Origin of the sequence: Mucilaginibacter sp. (assembly GCF_028288185.1) — a bacterium.
Lineage (GTDB): Bacteria > Bacteroidota > Bacteroidia > Sphingobacteriales > Sphingobacteriaceae > Mucilaginibacter.
This window is the reverse complement of the sequence record NZ_JAQBOF010000030.1, coordinates 1-20,835: the sequence shown is the minus strand read 5'-3', so window position 1 is coordinate 20,835 and position 20,835 is coordinate 1. Positions and strand designations below refer to the sequence as shown.

17 protein-coding genes are annotated in these 20,835 nt (G+C 34.2%); 13 read left to right on the top strand and 4 right to left on the bottom strand.

Translation table 11 applies throughout. The features are described 5' to 3' along the window. Positions 1 to 18 precede the first annotated feature (18 nt). Positions 19 to 1,521: a right-handed parallel beta-helix repeat-containing protein gene (locus JWQ34_RS13550; protein ID WP_299357845.1), complete on the bottom strand. Its 1,503-nt coding sequence runs from the start codon at positions 1,519 to 1,521 to the stop codon at positions 19 to 21. A 263-nt stretch (positions 1,522 to 1,784) separates the two neighbouring features. Between JWQ34_RS13550 and JWQ34_RS13545 the strand changes: the two genes are divergently transcribed. The 13 genes from JWQ34_RS13545 to JWQ34_RS13485 all read left to right on the top strand — a co-directional run bounded on the left by JWQ34_RS13545 (position 1,785) and on the right by JWQ34_RS13485 (position 18,718). After that, positions 1,785 to 3,008, top strand: coding sequence for an O-antigen ligase family protein (locus tag JWQ34_RS13545; RefSeq protein ID WP_299357843.1), 1,224 nt, complete (start codon positions 1,785 to 1,787; stop codon positions 3,006 to 3,008). A 107-nt stretch (positions 3,009 to 3,115) separates the two neighbouring features. After that, on the top strand, positions 3,116 to 4,240 hold the full coding sequence (locus JWQ34_RS13540; protein WP_299357842.1) for a glycosyltransferase family 4 protein: 1,125 nt from the start codon (positions 3,116 to 3,118) through the stop codon (positions 4,238 to 4,240). Beyond that, positions 4,233 to 4,766: a hypothetical protein gene (locus JWQ34_RS13535; protein WP_299357841.1), complete on the top strand. Its 534-nt coding sequence runs from the start codon at positions 4,233 to 4,235 to the stop codon at positions 4,764 to 4,766. Before JWQ34_RS13540 ends, JWQ34_RS13535 begins: the two co-directional genes overlap by 8 nt. Position 4,767: 1 nt before the next feature. Next, complete coding sequence (locus JWQ34_RS13530) at positions 4,768 to 5,775, top strand: glycosyltransferase family 4 protein (protein ID WP_299357840.1); 1,008 nt, start codon at positions 4,768 to 4,770, stop codon at positions 5,773 to 5,775. Between the two features lie 53 nt (positions 5,776 to 5,828). Then, the gene (locus JWQ34_RS13525; RefSeq protein WP_299357839.1) at positions 5,829 to 7,301 is read left to right on the top strand and encodes an oligosaccharide flippase family protein; all 1,473 of its coding nucleotides are present in this window, start codon (positions 5,829 to 5,831) and stop codon (positions 7,299 to 7,301) included. A gap of 173 nt (positions 7,302 to 7,474) precedes the next feature. After that, complete coding sequence (locus tag JWQ34_RS13520; protein ID WP_299357838.1) at positions 7,475 to 8,263, top strand: polysaccharide biosynthesis/export family protein; 789 nt, start codon at positions 7,475 to 7,477, stop codon at positions 8,261 to 8,263. Positions 8,264 to 8,274: 11 nt separating this feature from the next. Then, a complete protein-coding gene (locus tag JWQ34_RS13515) occupies positions 8,275 to 10,605 on the top strand; it encodes a polysaccharide biosynthesis tyrosine autokinase (protein ID WP_299357837.1) in 2,331 nt (776 codons plus the stop codon). 157 nt (positions 10,606 to 10,762) lie between these two features. Continuing rightward, a complete protein-coding gene (locus JWQ34_RS13510; RefSeq protein WP_299357836.1) occupies positions 10,763 to 10,915 on the top strand; it encodes a hypothetical protein in 153 nt (50 codons plus the stop codon). A 551-nt stretch (positions 10,916 to 11,466) separates the two neighbouring features. Continuing rightward, positions 11,467 to 12,060 (top strand): oligosaccharide biosynthesis protein Alg14, encoded by a 594-nt coding sequence (locus tag JWQ34_RS13505; RefSeq protein ID WP_299357835.1) that lies wholly within the window; start codon positions 11,467 to 11,469, stop codon positions 12,058 to 12,060. A gap of 29 nt (positions 12,061 to 12,089) precedes the next feature. Next, positions 12,090 to 12,572, top strand: coding sequence for a glycosyltransferase (locus JWQ34_RS13500; protein ID WP_299357834.1), 483 nt, complete (start codon positions 12,090 to 12,092; stop codon positions 12,570 to 12,572). 89 nt (positions 12,573 to 12,661) lie between these two features. Further along, positions 12,662 to 13,087: a hypothetical protein gene (locus JWQ34_RS13495; RefSeq protein ID WP_299357833.1), complete on the top strand. Its 426-nt coding sequence runs from the start codon at positions 12,662 to 12,664 to the stop codon at positions 13,085 to 13,087. Between the two features lie 61 nt (positions 13,088 to 13,148). Further along, positions 13,149 to 16,436: an amino acid adenylation domain-containing protein gene (locus JWQ34_RS13490; protein ID WP_299357832.1), complete on the top strand. Its 3,288-nt coding sequence runs from the start codon at positions 13,149 to 13,151 to the stop codon at positions 16,434 to 16,436. A gap of 686 nt (positions 16,437 to 17,122) precedes the next feature. Next, positions 17,123 to 18,718, top strand: a complete 1,596-nt coding sequence (locus tag JWQ34_RS13485) for a glycosyl hydrolase family 28-related protein (protein ID WP_299357831.1) — start codon at positions 17,123 to 17,125, stop codon at positions 18,716 to 18,718. A 59-nt stretch (positions 18,719 to 18,777) separates the two neighbouring features. On the opposite strand, the gene JWQ34_RS13480 is transcribed toward JWQ34_RS13485, so the two are convergent. The 3 genes from JWQ34_RS13480 to JWQ34_RS19155 form a co-directional block, all read right to left on the bottom strand. Beyond that, positions 18,778 to 19,908 carry an acyltransferase gene (locus JWQ34_RS13480; protein ID WP_299357830.1) on the bottom strand — a complete coding sequence of 377 codons (1,131 nt, stop codon included), beginning with the start codon at positions 19,906 to 19,908 and terminating at the stop codon, positions 18,778 to 18,780. 153 nt (positions 19,909 to 20,061) lie between these two features. Next, positions 20,062 to 20,502 carry a GNAT family N-acetyltransferase gene (locus tag JWQ34_RS13475; protein WP_299357829.1) on the bottom strand — a complete coding sequence of 147 codons (441 nt, stop codon included), beginning with the start codon at positions 20,500 to 20,502 and terminating at the stop codon, positions 20,062 to 20,064. Positions 20,503 to 20,656: 154 nt separating this feature from the next. Next, complete coding sequence (locus JWQ34_RS19155) at positions 20,657 to 20,827, bottom strand: response regulator (RefSeq protein WP_367278622.1); 171 nt, start codon at positions 20,825 to 20,827, stop codon at positions 20,657 to 20,659. Between the last annotated feature and the right edge of the window lie 8 nt (positions 20,828 to 20,835).

The following is a 20,835-nucleotide window of genomic DNA, read 5'->3' as shown; positions in this document are numbered from 1 at the left end:
GTCGGTTAGATATTTATCTTACCGGTTTGTTTTTTTGTTGCCATGTTGATCCACATCTCCTAACTGGCCTCCAAATTCTTTAACAACATCGTTAATGATATTTACCCCGGTGTTGTCATATATTTTAGGCGCAGGTGATCCATCATTTTTGCTTTGTATTGCTATGGCATAATTAATCCCTTGCTTGCCAATAGGATTAGTGTCTATTATAGTATTGTTTGACAATATTAAACCTGGGCTGTTACCGTTTATTACAATTCCAGCAACTTTTTTTAATGGGCTACCAACGTTTTTTATTAAATTGTACCTGAAGTCCCCAGTTGCGAAATATATATTTATACCATCTAACAGTGTGCCGTTGATGAGGTTGCCCGTTGCGGAAATATTCGAATAATTATAAAAAAGAATTCCGTTACCCTTCATTCTAGATTTGATAACATTATTGCTGACGATAACGGTTTTTAAACCAATTGTTGCTGCCGGATCCGACACATTTATTGCGCTGGGGGTTAACCAATTTACCCCGTCAATATTTTCATAAGTATTTTCGAAGGTATTGTTATTGATGGTGATGTTTGTGTGGCCCCAACAATCTATCTGTCCCTGAAAAATTTTGTTATTATAGATATGATGGCCACCAGACCGACCATCAGCAATTTTGTTTTTATAGCCTTTATAAAAGAAGCCCATTGTTATGGCTCTGCGATACTTAACTATTGGCCCTCCGCGCTCTGCTGGGCCAAATCCATCGCTAAAATCAAATGTATTGCCATATACAGACACATTTAATACGGTTTCGTTTACACTGTGTCTTTCAATATCAACGCCGCCTACGAAAAAACCATTGCCATGCAGGTAATTATTATAAAATGCGGCCTGATTTACGCAGCAAAACATAGCACCTTCGCGGTAGATATCATAAAATATGTTGTCGTGCACTTTAACGTTTTTCACTAATCTCAAATCAGGGGTTGGCAGAAACGTGTCGCCAAATAACACACCGTCGCCTCTAAACGATTGAAATTTGCAATTCTTAATTTCGATATTTTCTCCGTTGTTAATGCTCAGCGCATGGCAATATTGATACAAGGGATCAAACTGTTGCTTGCTTTGATTACCGTCAAAATCAATCCCCTGTATAACTATATTGCTTACTATTGGTTCATCCCACCAAGCCTGATAGAAGATTGAACTAGGATTGTAACGATTGCCGGATAGCTTGATATGGCATTTCTTCGCGCCGGCTCCGCGCAAACTAACTCCATTTAACAGGGGGATTACACCGGCTTTTATCCCTTGCTGTTTGATAGCATAAATACCGGCTGGCAAATAAACCGTACTTATACCATTTGCCTTTGCAAATTTTATTGAATTTATAATAGCCTGTGTATCATCATGTACATAGTCGCCTTTTGCACCATGGTCTTTTACATTTACTATAACTGTGGTAAAAAAAATAGAGGGAAGCTCAGTTTTTGGGGACGTTAGCTGGAAAATATAAACCAAAATAGATACGACCATTTTTTTGTTTTAATTGTTAAAAACATTTTTGGCGTTAAGAAGTTTCGTTTAAGGCAAATAAAATAATCGCACTGATAGAAAGTTTTTAGCAAATAGCATGACATTCCAATAATTATATGATCCAAAAAGCTTTAATTTTTATAGTACTATTTCTTGTATATTTTGTATGGTATCTATTTGAAAAAAGAGATGGTAAATATTTATTATTGAGTTTTGTTGTTACATGTATCCCTTTCCAAATGGCCATACCGTTGTATATACCAATGTATATACGGCATGATGGCACCGGTTCCTTTACAACCAAAATATTTTTAACCATTCCGCTAATTGTGTCCATATTTTTATTGATTAAGAATAGGAATAAAGGTGTGTTCCAGTTTTACAAAAACGAAAGATGGATATATTGGGTGCTGTTATTAGTGCTTATTTCTATATGTAACCCCTTTAATTACGCGATTTTGGCCACGTTTGCTTTTGTACTTGTTTTTTTATCATACATTCTTTTTTTTAAACTGATATACAAATACCTTGAGCCTGCCCAGGTAGTAAAAGGGGTGTTTGCCAGCTTCATTTTTGTGTGCGGATTGCAATGTATATTGGCAATAATGTATCCATTGCTAAACATATCGTTTGTAACCACAGTCTTCCAGGCCGAGGGCGTGCAATGGGCAACAAGAACAGGGACGCGCGCAGGTGCGATAGGCGTATTTGTTACTCCGGCTAACCTGGGGTTGTTTACCACTATCGCCTCGGGGTTTTTCTTTGCATGTTATTTGGGCAACTATAAAAAAAGGCTAAGTCTCGTTTTTTTAGGTGTTAATGTAATAACCATTATATTAACATACTCCAGAACATCTTATATAACGTTAGTGTTTGTTTTGTTTTTGATGTTATTTATTTTCAAGAACTCTAAAAAACCATTATTCTCCATCCGCAGTGTGTTATTTGGCATTTTGCCAGCGTTGCTAGTTGTGTATTGGATCGTTTTTTTATCTCCGCTCAGTTCAATATTCTTAAAAACCGATGCCGACCAGATGTATGAAGCAAGGCTTGATCACTGGGTAATGGGGATGGAAATATTTAAGCTGTCGCCGATAATTGGTGTTGGTATAAACACGCATGTCGAGTTTGTAAATCACATCATTCATTTATATAAGGTGGTTCATAATCAGTTTTTAACCACCAATCCAATACACAACACTCATATGATTATTCTAACCGAAACCGGGGTGATTGGTTTTATTTTATGGTTAGTATTTCTGGGTAGTTCTGTAACCCAGGCCAAACAAAATATTGCGGTAAACAACAATGTTATTTTTTCACTTACCCAAATTGGGTTAATTATCACCTTGGTTATTTATGGTTTTACGGATTGGGCGCCGCTTTCACATTCTATTTTCCCCATCTTCTTATTGTTTACATTTTTCAGTAAAAAATATAGTTTAACCTTTAATTCTAAAACCATTGTTCACAGGCATGTTTTTTGAAATGTTGTTTTGAAGAGCAATAAAACAAGGGCGATTTATTCCATCATTATTTGATATGATATCTATTATATGGTACTAATTATACATTTACAAACGACTATTAAAGCATGAAAAAGTTAATCTTTTTAACAGGAGAAGATATGCTTGATGTTGATCTGCCCATTGTTAAAGAAATAAATGCAACTAATAACAAAGACTTCCATCTCATTTGGGTAGTGGTACTTAGAGGGTACGGTTGGTTTAAAAAGGACGAGATGCAGGCATTTTGCCAGCAAAATAACATTCAATGCGTGATATTGGAACAAATTGGAAAGCTCAAAAATCCAAAAACTATCCTGTTTACATTTAAACTTTTAAAAATCCTTAAAAAGCTAAATGCAGATATTATTTATGATAGTTATCTGGGCGTGCCCTATATGCATTTTTTAAGGCCATTGTATTTAAAAAAAGAATTGTTTGTTGTTGCCATACATGATGTGGTGCAACATCATAAAATGAAAGATAAAATGGTACGTACATTTTATTATACATTTTTGATGAAAACGTATTTAAACTTCCACATATTTTCTGAAAATCAGTTGCGTATTTTTAAAGGAAAATTTAAAGGGAAAAGGTCTTTTTGTACGCCACTTTATCTCAAAAATTTCGGCGCTGTTGTCCAGTCTAAACTTCCGAAAAATAAAGACACTACTGTTTTTTTGTTTTTTGGAATTATACGAGCCAACAAAGGTTTGGATATTTTAATAGAGGCTGCGAACTCGCTGGGCGAAGAGCATAAAAACTTCCATGTTGTTATAGCCGGCAAGAGCGACAACTGGGATGAATATGATGGCATGATACGTTACCCGGAACAATTTACGCTACACATAGGCAATGTTGAAAAAGAAAAAGTGCCTGAGTTATTTGCGAATGCCCATTTTTTAGTACTTCCTTATCGGGATGTAACTCAAAGTGGTGTATTGTTAACTGCTTATAACTATAATGTGCCTGTTATTGCAACTAAGCTGGAATGGTTTGAGGAATATGTTGAGGACACTGTAAATGGATATTTATTCGAAAATGATAATGTCAAAGACCTCGCCTTAAAGATGGCTGCAGCAATTGAGCTAAATCAATCCAACTATAATCAGATGGTTGGCAGCTTAAAAAGCTTTATAGCCCAAAAAATCAATATAAAGGACATTGCAGAGGAATATGTTAAATTCTTTAAATCTATAAATAACCATGAATAGTTTTAAGAATTTATTTATAGGATTGAAAAATGACTATAACGGTTATGCCCGCGTAGCTGGTAGTAAAATTAAACCGATTCTTAAAATTCACTATTACTGTAACGTTATTTTCAGGATCAGCCATTTTTTTTTCGAAATCAAACTATTACCTATTGCAAAAATATTTTGGGGCATTAACAGGTTTGTTTATGCTATTGATATAGACCCAGGCGCACAATTAAATGGTGGTTTTGTAATTATCCACGGAATTGGAATAGTAATTGGTAGGTACGTAAAATCCGAGGGCTTGTTTAAAATTTATCAAGGAGCAACTTTGGGTGGCAATAACGACAAAGAGAGTATTTATGAAGGCATTTTATTAAAACAACCCTTTGTAAAAGACAATGTAATCATTGGTATAAACTCGGCAGTATTAGGCCCCATCGTAATTGAGGAAGGCGTTGTTATAGGTGCAAATGCGGTAGTTACAAAAAACGTAGCGGCAGGTAGTGTAATTGTTGGTAATAATAAAGTTTTAAGATCATAAAATGGCGGTAGAAATACTTTCGACAGCTAAGGATTTGCATTTGTATGGCGGTCAGGAAAAAGTACTAGTGGATGTGCATGAAGGTATAAAAGCTAATTACAATGCCAAAGTGCTTGGTTTTGTTCGTTATGAAAAAATTCACCCGAAATATAAAATTTCAAAGTCAGAGTATGTGCGTTTAAAGAATCCATGGGATTTGAATAATAAAATAGTAATTGTACATGGTAGAAATGTGATGACCATTTTAATGGTATTGAAAAGAATTTTCTTTTTGAATACAAAATTCATTTATGTGCACCATAATGTATACAATAATTTAAAGGCTTTTTCTTTTTTCCCAAAAGATGTTGTATCTATCTCCGGAAAAGTAACCGAAAATTTGACTGATTATTTTGGCGTAAAGGAGAAAAATATACAATTGATATATAATGGTATAAAACCCACGCCTGCTAATAAACTGGCTAAATCAAATAATAAAAAAGATAGTATAATAATATTGTACGCTGCAAGAGTAAATGGTGTAAAAAGGCAATTGGAAATTGTTGGACAATTAAGCGGTAAACTCAATCCTAAAATTGAGATACATTTTGCAGGTATGGGCCCCGATCTTGAAAAGCTAAAGGAAAGATGTCAAAAGACTAAAAATTTCAAAGCTCTGGGCTTTGTAGATGACACAAATGAGGCTATTGCTCAAGCAGATTACTTAATGCTTTATTCAAAGCAAGAAGGATTACCTATAACACTTATTGAAGGCGCGCTCCATGGCAAACCGCTGTTGGTAAACGATGTAGGCGGTAATGCTGAAATTGGAATACCAGGGGTGAATGGAATTTTATTAAACGAGGACTGGGCGAGTCTGGCAAATACGTTAAACGGTTTATGTGATATTCCGGAAGAAGAATACTTGCGTATGGCTAACAACAGCAGGGGACGATATGAAGAAATGTTTACCTATGATAAAATGATTAACAGCTACAAAAATAAAATAGAACAAATCTCTGCAAATTAACTGGTAATGTGAATTGCCGTGACTGAGCAGCAGGATAAAACTTTACATATTCAATGAAAATCTACCATTTAAGCATAAATTACATTTCTAATTTATTTAAAAACTCTTTATTTAAAAACAGTAGTTGGGGTGTGCTATCGCAATTTTCCCAAACTCTTTTTTTAAGCTTGTTTTTTGTAATTCTGGCCAGAAAATACCCTACCGACATTTTTGCGAAGTATATAATAGCTTGGGCGTTATACCAGTTGGTAACAGCGGTTTCAACAATGGGTTTGAGTCAATGGTTTATCCGTGAGTTTATTGGTGCGGAAAACAAGGACGAGTTAACCAGTAAGTTTTTAAAAATGCAAGCCTATTTTGGCATTGCCTTTTATGTGGTTAATATCTTGCTTGCGTTCTTGATTTACGATGATCATGTAACTCGAATGCTAATAATAGTACTAGGCTCAAACGTTGTATTTGATAACTTGATCAATGCTATCAAAAGCTTGAATATTGCTATGCTTGAACAAAAGAAAATTTTTATTATCCTTACTATTGAAACAGTGTTAAAGTTTGCCACAGCATGCGTTTTATTTATATATCCTTTTAGTATTATTACTTTATCACTGCTAATATTAGCAATACGTTTTCTAACACTTAACCTTTTCTTAACCTTAGGAACTCCCGGCACCTTAAATATCAGATCGTTAATTAAATTTAAGGTTTATTATGCCGATATTAAAAAGTTAGTTATTTTAAATTGGGCGTTTATAATTATCGGCGGTGTGTCAATAATAAATTGGCGGTTGGCAAATATTATCATCTCTAAAATGTTAACATCCTTTGATGTTGCCAATTATGAAATATCATTTAAAGTGTTTTCAATAGCTCAAACACTTCCGGTGGTTATTTCTACATCAGTGTTTCCATTATTAGTGAAATTATATGGCAAGGACGATAAGACTGAGTTCCTTACATTCTACAAAAAGGTACATGTTTATTACCTTTTGTTTGGTCTTGCAGCCTACACCTTTATTTACTCTTTTTCGGGGCGGCTTATACCACTTGTATTCGGTGCCAAATACCTAAGTAACGCTGTTTACACCCAACAGATGTTTTTAACAATTTTGGTTTTCCCTACGGCTTTGTTACAGGCTAATATGTTAATTACAATAAATCTAGAGAAACTGGACATGGTTTTTAATACTGTGGCTTTGATAGTAAATTTTGCTATTTGCATTATTGGTTTAAACTTTATCAAATCACTAAGCGTTGTAAATTACTCCATCTTCACTTCATTTGTCGTTTTTCATATCGCTCAAGACATCGTACTTATAAACAAGGGCATTACTACATTTAAATCGGCGGTTACCTTTTATTTAACTACCATAATTTTTGTTGTGTCGTATATCACTTTAAGTAAAATCGCAAACGCATATGCGTTGTTTTTATTAACATGGATAGGCGTGCTTTTTTTTGTTTTTTTCAACCCTCAAAAAACTATTTATCAAAGATATAAGCTAAAAAAAAGTTTCACTGACTAACAGCTGATTAAGCTTTATTTCTTATAGCAAGAAATAATTTCATTTCAATAAAACAAAAAGCAAGCTTATTAATTTATTAACTGTTTATGATTTAGTTATTATATGTTTTAATAAACTATGTGATTTTTTCAATTTTTTGTACTGTATAATTTAATTTACCAATGCGTCATTCAATGAATATCCCCCAAGCCGCTATTTTAAATATCTCACTTTTAGTTGTTCTATTATTTGGTTCATGTACGCCCTATAAGAAAATTCCTTATTTTCAAGATATTCAAGGCACACAAACGTTATCTGAAAAAATTAATAACAGTACACAATTAATTGTACAACCAGCTGATGTATTAGGCATTAACGTTGGTAGCAGAAATCCTGAATCATCTGCGGTATTTAACTATAATTTAAGTAGAGTAAGTGGTAATAATTATAACACATCGCCCGATAATCCTGTTATAGGTTATCTCGTAGACGAAAAGGGATTAATACATTTACCTTTAATTGGCGATTTAAAGGCGGCTGGTTTAACAACATCGCAAATACGGGATAAGATTAGCCTTGACTTGCAGGCGTTTTATAAGGACCCGGTTGTTAACATCAGGATACTAAACTTCAAAGTGTCTATATATGGCGATGTTGCGCGGCCCAATGTTTATACTTTACAAAACGAGCAAACTTCCATAATAGAGGCGTTAACATTAGCTGGCGACTTAAATATAACAGCTATACGTAATAACATATTATTGGTACGATATGAAAATGGTGAGCGTAAATATATTCATCTGGATATTACTTCAAAAAAGCTAATGGAATCGCCGTACTTCTATCTTAAAAACAACGACCAAATTTATGTGCAGCCCGGTAAATCAAAATTTGCATCTGTTAATGATGCTGGTTTTAGGGCCGCAACCTTAATTCTATCAGGCCTTTCAATTATCGCCATCATGGTTTCTCGTACATATTAAATATTTTATCGATGGATACCTCAACACAGCTAACAACTTTTGCAATAGAGAAAGAAAAAAATCATTCAATAAATATTAAGAGTGTTATTAATAATTACAAGCACCATTGGTATGTTTTCTTGATATCAATAGCAATAGCTTTAATAATCGCATTTATATACTTGCTGGTTGCAAACCCGGTTTATGAAATAAAAGCCTCGTTGTTAATTAATCAAGACAACAATCAAAACACGCAGCAACAACAATCAGTATTGGATAAAATTGATTTGCCTAGCACTTCAGAAATTACTGAAAATGAAATTGCCAAGCTTAAATCAACAAACCTAATTCAACAGGTAGTAACAGACCTAAATTTGGCAACTGTTTATAAAATAAAAAAAGGACCAGGTTACAAAGACATATATAACTCAGTTCCGTTCAGGTTTTTGATGATCAAACCAAATCCGAATTTTGTTGACGAAAAAAGAGATCTTAACATCACATTAAAAGACACCAGCTCGTTTTTTTACGATGACCAAAATGGTAAGCAAGTCCAAGCCCGGTTTAATACCTACATTACATCTCCTATCGGTATTTGGAAACTGCAACCAACAAGTGATATTGGCTTTTTTAAAAACGCCACTATAAAAGTGTCGTTGCTTGATCCGGAAAAAGTTACACAAAACTATCAAAAAGCAATTGATGCAAGTTTACAAGACAAGCTGGCATCTGCAGTTGATTTGACAATAAGCGACAATAATATACAAAGGGGGAAAGACATTTTAAACCATTTAATATTTGTTTATGACAATGCCGAAGTTCAGCAAAAAACTAAGGAGACCCAAAGCACAATAAAATTCATTGATCAACGATTGGCGTCTTTGACAGGCGAACTGACAAACTCGGAAAAAAATATAGCTAGCTTTAAAAGTTCAAACCAATTAACTGATATAGAGTCAGCCTCTAAATATAACCTCGATAATTTGCAGACAAATGATGCAAAATTAAATGAGCTTAATGTGCAGTTAAGTATTGTTAATGAAATTGAGAAATACATTAACAATCCTGATAACAAAGGCAGGGCACCGGCCGCCATAGGTATTGCCGATCCTACGTTGGTTAGCTTGATTGAAAAATTATCTGTCTTGGAATTGAAAAGACAGGAGATGCTAGCCACCATGCCAGAGACAAACCCGGATTTTGAGCAGGTTAACCGCCAGATTCAAACAACCAGAACATCAATAAAAGAAACAGTTCACAACATCAAATCCTCTTTATTGAGTGCGCAAAATAAGGTGCAGGCGGTAAATACTCATGTCGAGTCGTCGATAACAAGTATCCCGGGGCAGGAGAGAGAATACCTGAGTATTAAAAGACAGCAATCAATCAAAGAAAATCTATATATATACTTGTTGCAAAAACGTGAAGAGGTGTCTTTAAATTACGCTAAAACGGTTAAAAACTACAGAGTTTTGGATAATGCCTATAACGGCCCATTAAAATGGCCTAAAAAAAACCTGGTTTATGCCGCTGCTCTTGTGTTGGGTTTGATTTTAGCAATAGTTTTTATTTTCTTTAAAGATAGGCTACATAACGTTATTATAAACCCAGATGATATTGAAGAAGAAACAGGCGTGCCAGTTATAAATGAAATTAATATTAATGACAGCGGTAAGCCAATAGTTATTAGTGAGAAAAATAACAGTTTGATTAGTGAACAATTTCGAACATTAAGATCAAAGCTGCACTATCTTACCAACTTTGAAGAAAAGTCGAGAGTGATTCTACTCACCTCAAGTATATCTGAAGAAGGTAAAACCTTTATTAGTAGCAACTTGGGTGTAGTGCTGGCTTCTGCAGGTAAAAAAGTAGTTATTCTGGAATTGGATTTGCGACGGGCAAAGCTCTCTGGAACTTTTGGCTTGTCAAAAACACATCCGGGTATAACGGATTATATATTGAACAAAGCCACTATTAACGACATAATAAGACCATCAAGTGTTATACCGTCATTGGATATTGTAAGTGCCGGATCCAGTACTGATAATCCTTCTGAATTATTGGAGGATGATCGTTTAACAAACTTGATAACTGAATTACGAAAAACCTATCACACTATTTTGATTGACAGCCCACCTGTACATTTGGTTACTGATGCAATGATTTTGTCACGCCTGGCGCAGCTTACTTTGTATGTGATTAGGCAAGGCGTTACAAAAAAAACCGAATTAAAGTTTATAAAGGAATTAAACCAGGAAGGTGGAGTTCCCAATATGCATATTGTTTTTAATGGTGTTAATAATGAAAGATACGGTTATGGTTATGGATATGATAATTCATATTACACCATTAAAACAGCCTGATCATAAAAATTAGCTTCAAACGAATATATTTATTCATTTGTAAAATAATTGGTTCTAAATTACTGATAATTTAAATTAATAGTTTATTTTTGATATGCTTTTATAAAAATTGAAACAACGAACTATAAGCCCACTAAATTTTTTTACTCAACGAAGTATGAAAAAGAATCCATCGTTTATTATGAGCGATAATTTTGAGCAGAACCCTGCGCCGAAAAAGGAAATTTCGGTAGCGGTTGTGGTTATCAGTGTGGTTATAGCTAATTTAATTATTGCCTCGATAATTTATTTGATTTGTATAGTTTTTTAAGGAGCGATTTAATATACCTGAACCTATATTTTACATAAAATTTATCGCTAAGCCTGTCCTAAAATCTTCATAATTTTTCTCAATCGTATAATTTTTTATACAGCTGTTTTTTTCATTACGATAATATCTTTCAGATAACTGATGGTTGTATGTAATATAACGACATTTTTTATCAATTACATCAATATTTGTTTAAATAATCGACTATTTGTTAATTTTTGATTAAATATGAGTTTCTGTTGGCATTGATTTTGAATGCAGGTCATAGTTAATTAAATGAATGCAAAATGCTTACAACTAAACAAACTCTTGCCCGCCTCGTTCTTGCCCTTAGTGATTTTTTACTATTAAATGTATGCTTATACGCAAGCTATCACTTCGCCACTAAATATGGTTTCAATTTTACTAGTCACAGCATATATCAAGCCATATTGTTTACATGGTCAAGCTGGCTTTTAAGTACATATATTTTTAGATTGTATAGTGGCTACACAATTTACAAAGTAAAGGATATTTACAGAGCTACCTGGCGTGCCATAACATTTCACCTTTTGGCCGTATATTTTCTGATTGGTGCAAACCACGCATTCCCTGCAAATTTTGCTTTGACTTATGGTGTTGTTACGGGCCTGGGATTCGTGCTTAGCCGGATAATGTGTATCGCCATAATGCCTTTGGTGAAATTTAATTTCGAAAAACGCGAGGCTAATATAATGGCCATAGCATCGGTGGGTGGTCATTGGATTGAACTTCTAAGAATAATGCCCTTGTTTAAGGGTAAAAATGTAACGTTCGTATCAAACAAAGCCAGCCTGGCTAACACCGTAAGCGATTATAAATTTCATACAGTACCTGATGCAAGCCGTAGCAGCGTTTATAAATTAGTAAAATGCATTGTTAGTGTATTAGGACTTATCCTCTTTTTAAGACCACAAGTAATCATAACCACGGGTGCCGCACCTGGCCTCTTAGGCATATTCATCGGGAAGATATTAGGTATAAAAACTATTTGGATTGATAGTATCGCAAACGTTGATAAACTGTCTTTGAGTGGATTAATAGCTCTTTGGACGGCGGATAAGGTTTATACGCAATGGGAGCATTTGGCCAGTCCGAAGGTTACATATAGTGGAAATATATTATAAATCAGTTAACAAATAAAATACTACACAAAATGATATTTGTAACGGCCGGTACTCAACTTCCATTTGATAGGTTAATTAAAACTATCGATGATATTGCTGCGGAGTTTCCCAACACCAATTTCGTTGTTCAGGCACTGTATTCAAATTATAAAGCCAAAAACATTGATGTTTTAGACTTTATCTCTCCGGCAGATTTTACCAAATATATTGATGATTGTGATTTGATTATTAGTCATGCTGGAATGGGCACCATTATATCAGCATTGGTTAAAAAAAAACCAATAATAGTAATGCCCAGACTGGCAAAATATAAAGAACACAGAAACGAACACCAACTGGGTACTGCCAAACAAATGGACTTGCTTGGTTACGTTGATGTAGCTTATGACGAATATGAATTGGTATACAAATTTAGACAAATGTGGCCTAACCAAGTGGTGCCTCGAAATAGCATTGGCTATGTAGCATCAGAAAAAATTATAACATCGCTTAATGATTTTATTAAATATTAGTTTTCAAACTCTTTACAGTACAGAATAATCATTTTAAAAAAGCATCTAACTCAACCCTATATATTATATATCATTTAACACTACTAACTATGAAAAAGATTTTTATTTCTTCGACGCTGGCCTTAGCCATTTTTGCTTTTGGATGCAAAAAATCGTCAATCTCAACCCCTGTTACTGCCGACTCTGAATTAACGCCGGCAAATTACGATCTTAAAAAGAGCATATTTCGCGTAATAGTTACTGACCAAAATTCGTCTTTTAATGTCAGTGTAACTACAACCAATGCCGCACATCCTTCCCATAATTCCATTCAACAGGGTAATCAAGGCGCGGGGACTACGTTCGAATATCCATTTACCCCTATGATTGGGGATTCTATAAAGGTTGTAGCAAAAGGAGCATCGGGACCAATTAACCTTTATCCATCATATAAATCGACACAAGTTGGTCCAGTGACAACGTTGGTAAATGCAGCAGGCACTACAGTAACATTCAATTACCTGGTAAAAGATTAATTAGAAGTCTAGCGCTTATATTCTGATCTTTTATATTGTAAAATAAACTACTACTAATAACATGCTTAATATTTCTATAAATGACGATTTAACAAATGAAATTAAATTTTTCTGCAAAAGAGAGGATTGTACAGTTGCCGACTTCTTTATTGCAGCATTTAATGTTCTTCTGCAAAGATATACTGGCCAGGAAAGTGTTTTTTTTGATCATATATTAATGCATGATGACGATAGTAAGCATGATAGCAGTGACAACATTACTATAAAAGATTTTAATGTTCAACTGACAAGTAATAGTGTTTTTTTAGATTTTTTGAAAGTTCAACAACACACGCTGTCAGAGGCTACAGTCTCTGACAGTTTAAAGCAAGCCGCCCCCTCGGACGGAATATTTTCAGGAGATAAAGTTAATATCGATTATTTAAAATCGATATTTGTAGTACAATCCTTAGAAAACTCTCCCGAAATAAATAGTATCATAAACAGACTTTCGAGCCAGCCTAATTTATTTCATATCGGGTTAATTTTAAAACAAACCGATTCATTTGTTGAAGCGGCCATATTATATAATCCTGTTGTAGCAGATGATAAATACTTGACAGCATTTAAACATCATTTTGTTATTTTATTGCAATCGATAATAGCAAATCCTATTGCCCATGTTGGATCTTATAATATTCTAACATCAACGGAATTTAATTCTATTATTCATGATTTTAATAACACTATTACTGCTTATCCGAAAGACAAAACGTTACATAGTTTGTTTGAGGAACAGGTGGAACGTAATCCCCAGGCAATTGCACTTTTAAAAGGAATAAACTATGTAACCTATGACGATTTAAATAAAAAAGCAAACAAGTTAGCACGATATCTAATCAAAATTGGAGTGCAGCCTCAGGATAATGTTGGCTTATTGGTAACCCGTAACTTTGATATGATTGTTGGCATGCTTGGGATTTTAAAAGCCGGTGGTGCTTATGTACCAATTGACCATGATTATCCTGTTGATAGGCAACAATATATTTATAGCCATTCCTCAGCAAAAATTATTGTTGCCGATGCTGATTATCCGGTGAAAGATATGATTGATCCGAACAGTTATGTTCGGATAGACTTGACGATAAACAGTGACTTGGACGAGTCAAACCCATTGGTAAGTATCAGCAGCAAACAACTGGCCTATATAATTTATACATCTGGCTCCACCGGTCAGCCTAAAGGGGTTATGATTGAACATCACTCCGCAGTTAATTTAGTTTTGTGGGTTAATAAAACATTTGATGTAAATCATGATGATAAATTATTGTTTGTTACTTCAATGTGTTTTGACCTTTCTGTATATGATATTTTTGGGATGTTAGCTGCGGGTGGTACGCTTGTAATAGCCGATAAGCGAGAAATTAAAAATGTTAAGACACTGCAAGATATGTTGTGCTTACATCAGATAACTTTTTGGGACTCGGTACCTACTACCATGGATTACTTAGTTAAAAATCTTGAAAAAGAACGAATAGACTATAGTTGTACCAGTCTTAAAACAGTGTTTTTAAGCGGAGATTGGATCCCGGTTGATTTACCGGCTGGAATTAAAAAATTTTTCCCTGAAACCAAAGTTGTCAGCTTGGGTGGAGCAACGGAAGGAACCGTATGGTCAAATTATTATGTTGTTGATGAAAATTCAAAAATAGGCACTAGTATCCCTTATGGAAAGCCAATTGATAATAATTTCTTTTATATCCTTAATGAATACTTGCAGCCTATGCCGCTTAACGTTGCCGGCAACCTTTACATCGGGGGTGTAGGCGTTGCACGTGGCTATGCTAATGACATTCAAAAAACCAATGCTTCATTTATACCTGATCCTTTTAATAAAAAAGCTGGCGGTATAATGTACAAAACAGGTGATCTGGGCCGCATGATGCCGGATTATAATATGGAGTTTATTGGGCGCAAGGATAACCAGGTGAAAATTAATGGATTTAGGATAGAACTTGGTGAGATTGAAAATGCGCTAAAAAGTAATCCTCAAATTGCCAATGCCGTCGTATTGGCAAAAAATGACCAGTACGGCAACAAGCGCCTGGTATGTTACCTGGTATCAAAAGGAAATGTATTTGAGCATGACAAAATTATCTCATTTTTAAAAAAATCATTGCCAGATTATATGATCCCTGCTATATGGATAGATTTAAAAGAATTGCCGTTAACTTCAAATGGTAAAATTGACAGAAATTCTTTATCAAGCTTGGATGACGCATTATTAGCAAAACAGAAGTCTCTTGAACAACCAGGTACAATAACAGAACAAATTTTATACAATATCTGGAGCGACTATCTTAATTTAAAAGTCTCAGGTATAAATGACAGTTTTTTTGAACTAGGTGGGCATTCGCTAATGGCAGTTCAAATGTTATCGCAATACAAAAAAATAACCGGTAAAACTTTTCCACTGGATGTCTTATACCAATATTCAGACATAAAGGCTTTGGCTAAATATGTGGATAATGATTCAAATAAATACAACTACAGATACCTTGTTCCAATTAAAGCTAAAGGAAACAATGACCCTTTATATATTATACAAGGAGATAGTGGAAATGTCCTTAATTTTAGCAACCTGATCAAATATATTGATAAAGAACAACCCTTATATGGATTAAAGGCCATTGGTCTGGACGGCATTAACGCCCCGTTTGAAAATTTAACGGACATCGCTAATCACTATATTGAAGAAATTGTTCAACACAATCCTGTTGGGCCATACCTTTTGGCGGGATATTCATCAGGCGCTTATGTGGCGGTAGAAATGCGCAAACAAATGTCTGCGGTAGGTAAACAAGTAAAACTGTTAATAATTGATGCCGATGCAGGCATGACAGAGTATAAACAAAAATATAAACTTATACCCAAAAAAATAAAAAGACACTACCCCGAGATATTGACATTTCTTAAATCATCATTCTTGCAGCCATCAAATACAATCAAAAATAACTTTTCAAATATATCTTCCTATTTTTCTAACAATGTTGTAGATAAGCAATCTTTAATTGAAGAGGTGTCATATGCCGAAAAAGCAATAAAAAATAAACGAATTCAGGCATTTAAGAACTATAAAATCGAACCCTTTGACGATAAGGTTTACCTGCTTAAAGCTAAAATAAGTGTCCACTATATAGACTACGGCAAATTTCTAGGGTGGGAGCAGTATGCCAAGCAAGGTGTTAATTTGGTTGAAGTTCCTGGTGATCATTTTTCCATGCTTTTGCCACCATATGTTGAGGAATTTACTTCTGTTTTACAGAGAAACATTAATGATACAAAGGATCTTTTATTGAGGACAGCTTAATAATACAAAACAAAAAAGACAGATTATAATCTGCCTTTTTTGTTTTGTAACCCAACCGAAGCATTACGTCCATATTAATGCACGTAATGCAATTATCTCTTATTGATTAATAAAAAAGTCTACTGAAGAAATTTGACCTTTAAAAAAGGACATTCTACCATTAAACCTTTTTATATTATCGAAATCGAAAGAATTATTAATAAATAATTAATAAATATTTCTCTCAATGTAACATTTTTATAAAAATTACGTATTATTGGTATAATTTAATCCATTAACTAACTAAACAAGCATTGAAATTAACTTCAAGATAATTAATTATGCTTAATTATTAGTAGTTGATATTTAAACTTTTATATAGGAGGTTTATAACTATACAAACGTATTCTTTATAGCGCACAGCTATGCTGATGAAATTGGTATGGTTTTTTATAGCGGTTTTTGTTTATGCTGATCATAAATATAATAAGCACTAAAAAATCCAGCACGCAATTAAATATAGTTAAATTGAATAAAATTAAAATTTAATTAAAAATATTTCGTTCAACAATAAATTAAAAAATATACTGTTTAATTTTCAATACAAAGTTCATTTTAATATACACTGTACTGATCTCTATATAATACAAATTTTTTATTGCACCCTTTTTTATTAACACTTTTTGATTACCCTTTACAACAAATTTATGAAGCAACTACTGTCTGTTCTCATTATTGCTATGTTATTCATGCTTTCCTGCAAGAAAGCTGATCAAGTAACTCCAGTAACTAGTAACAATAACCTTGCCACTAGCGCAGCAACAACACAAATCGCAACTGCACAAATTGCTAAGACAAATTTAAGTATAACATTTAACGCGGCAAGCATGGTAAACGTTAAAGATTATGGCGCAAAAGGCGATAATTATACTGACGACACTAAGGCAATAAGGAGTGCGCTTGCTTACGCCAAAGCAAATGGCAAGACAGCAGTTTACTTCCCAGATGGCAGTTATATTGTTGCAGACGCCGGTAATACATCCGGTGTTATTGAATTAAAAAATGGCGTTGGTTTGTTAGGTAGCAGCCCCGCTACATGTCATATAAAACTATCGCAGGGCAGGTACAATCCACCTTCAATTTTTTACCAGGCCTGGTGGAATGAACCTACTGTAAGCAACTTAGTTATTCAAGGAATTGATTTTGATGGAACCAGCTTTGGGCAAACTTTTAGTGCTGATTATCAATACTGTCATGCGTTAAGTATTAATAATGGACAAAACATTGAGGTTAGCAATTGTAAGTTTGAAAGCTTTAGAGGAGATGGGTTACTATTTGGCGATACATTTTTATCGTCAGTAAACTTAAGAATGACATCAAATGTAAGCGTTCACGATAGCGAATTTTTAAATATCTATCGAGAAGGAACTATGTTTTGCTGTACCGATAATGGCTCTTTTTACAATAATAACGTACACGGAACCGGTTATTTGGTTGGCGGCGTTGATATAGAAAGACATAGCGTTAACGAGACTGTCACTAATATTTCTGTGTACAATAATATATTTAATTTCTCAGATGGTTATGGACCTGTTGAGCGTGGAGGCCCTATCGTAAAATATCGAAGAGCAGTAACAATGGGCTTTTTCTATAATGGGCATACCGGTGGTACAGCAGATAGCCGTAGCGGGGGGCATAAAATATATAATAATACAGTTTATCAAGGACAAATTGATTGTTGGGGACATACTAACGTTAGTATTACCGGTAACACATTCACCAATAGTTATGAAAATATTGCTGGTGTTAATATGGTAAGTGCACCTGCCATAAACGTTGCAGATCCGGCTAACACATCAGGATTAGTTAACATAGTAGTTAGCAATAATACTATCAATTCTGCAATGGGCAATGGTATTGCTTTTAATCATTATCAAAATATTACCGCAAACTCAAATATTATTAACGGAAGCCCTTTGGATGGTATATCAATTTATAACAGTACCGGCCTTTTTGATTCAAATAATATTCAAAATGCGGGGCTGTCAACACAAAAAGCTTCAGGTATAGTAATTAATGGCAATACCAACGGCACCTTAGTTGTATCGCATAACACCGTTACAGATACAAGGTCTGGCAGCAATCGTACCGTTAATTTTGGCGTAGCAATTCAAAGTCAAAATAACGGTAGTGTGGCGCCAAGGATTGAATACAATAATAGTAAGAACCTTGTTGGAGGAGTAGTTTCGCTATATTACTATCAACAGGCGTTTGCTTCTTTGTTGGCTAATACAGGCTCCTAATTAATTGTATAACGAGAAAAGCCACCTTTATTTATTTATAGGTGGTTTTTTTATGTTTTTTAAGCGGGGTTAACTAACATCGCTGTTTCTGGCGGAGTCTCGGCTTTTTTCTGCTTTGGCTTTTTATAGGTAAAAAACCACCATAAATTATGCCGAAGACAAAAATTATAGAATACTATAGGGATAAAAATTCCCCCTGTCCATATAACCAAAATTAGTACCGGCACATAGGTTATTTTTAAAACATTAACTAAAATTACACGTGCTATGGTCATAACTATTATTTGCATACAATAAATATACAATGAGTGGAATCCTATCACTCTTAAAAAATTTAGAGCATTATATTTTTGTAGCAAGAAGGAAAAATTAATGGAAATAGTGCAGCCAACCAAAGCCTCAAGCAAAAAAAACGCCGGCATTTTATGTTCAACAAATAAAATACCTTCACTGCCTCCATGCAAATTATATTGAGCAAAGCGATATTGTAAAAATAAAAATACAGCAAGTAGCGGAAAGAATAGTTTAAATGATGAAAAACGAGCTACGTTTTTCTCATCTAATGCTGTGTTTGAAATTAGATCTCCTATTGAAAAAAAGATATAATATTCGCAAATATCAGTCAACGAGCCTGCCCATAAATCGTTTAAATGAATGTAGGCCGAAACTATATACAGCAAAATACCTAAAAGTAAATGTTGTAATGGCTTAACTTTAAGTTTAGCTTTAAAAAAAGCGTAAATTACCCCAATATAAAACAGCGTATTAAGGTACCAGAAGTGCCCCGTTTTTCTTGCATCGAAAAAGAGGTTAAGATAGTTCATGGCAGTGATGCCATTATGAGTGAATCTGTTAGTTAATAGTTGAAAAGAAATCTCGATAAAGCCCCAAACGAACAATGGGTACAATATCGTATCGCTGCGATAGGAAACATAACCATCTAACCCTTTTCTTTTTAAACTTGATGAAATAAAAATTCCGGATATTATAAAAAAAAGGGGCATCCTGAAACCATATAAAAAAACACTTATATAGTTTATTATTGGATAATTATCTAATGGCAACCCGTGGTTTTGCAGTACATTTAAACAGTGGCCAAAGCCTACCAAAAGTATACTAATTCCTTTATCAGTATCAATCCAAACCCACCGTTTCTGTTTTAAAATGGATTGAGTATTAAATGTATTCATGTTTTTCAAAATTTAGAATTTAACGCCCGATAGTGTTAAATTCTTTATAGAAAAACTACAAATTAAAATATCAATTGTTTGATGAAAGTTTATTACCTCAAGAATAATTACTAACAAGTAGATGATAGTTACCGATGTGGTTTAAATACTTCATTATGAAACGTTTTTGAATAATAATATAAAGGGTTGCGCATGTAAAAAATCATGGTTTTCATAAAAACTCATGGCGGGCATAAATTTATGGGTCATTAAGACTAGTGTTTGTAAATTATTGTCAAGCGCATACTGCTCAGCATGGTAAATAAGTTGTTTCCCAAATCCTTTTTTTTGCATCTCAGGCGCAATAAAAAGTTCATCAATATATAGCTGATCATTTGTCCACCAAGTTTTTGTATGGGCTAAAATAGCCCCAGCAATTTCATTTTCATGGTATACGGCAAACCCTACAAATTTTGCAGCTGATATATACTCTCCCAGGTATTTAATAGCAGCTTCTAAATTCCATTGATAACTCCAGGGAGCTTGGTTATACGTATTAATAAATATTTTGGCACAAGCGTCAATATGTGCTTCTGTTATTGGTATAATATTCATCCAAATTGGTTTATGTTTTCAAATAAGTTAAAAGTAGTGAATACACAAAATTAAATAGACTTACTTTGCTTTTTCCAGGGCGACCTCCATTGATAACAGGTTATTTTCGTTATCGTCCACCAACAATATTTTTACAGGCATGAGCTACAGTGTTTTATTTGATCAGCCATACCCGCATCAGGGATAAAAGCTGATCGGTTTTAACTGGTTTGGTAATATAATCGGAGGCACCTGATGCGATACATTTTTGCCGGTCGCCGATCATGGCTTTGGCCGTTACGGCGATGATCGGCAGGTTTTTATTTTTCGGTTCCTTCCGGATCATCTGTATGG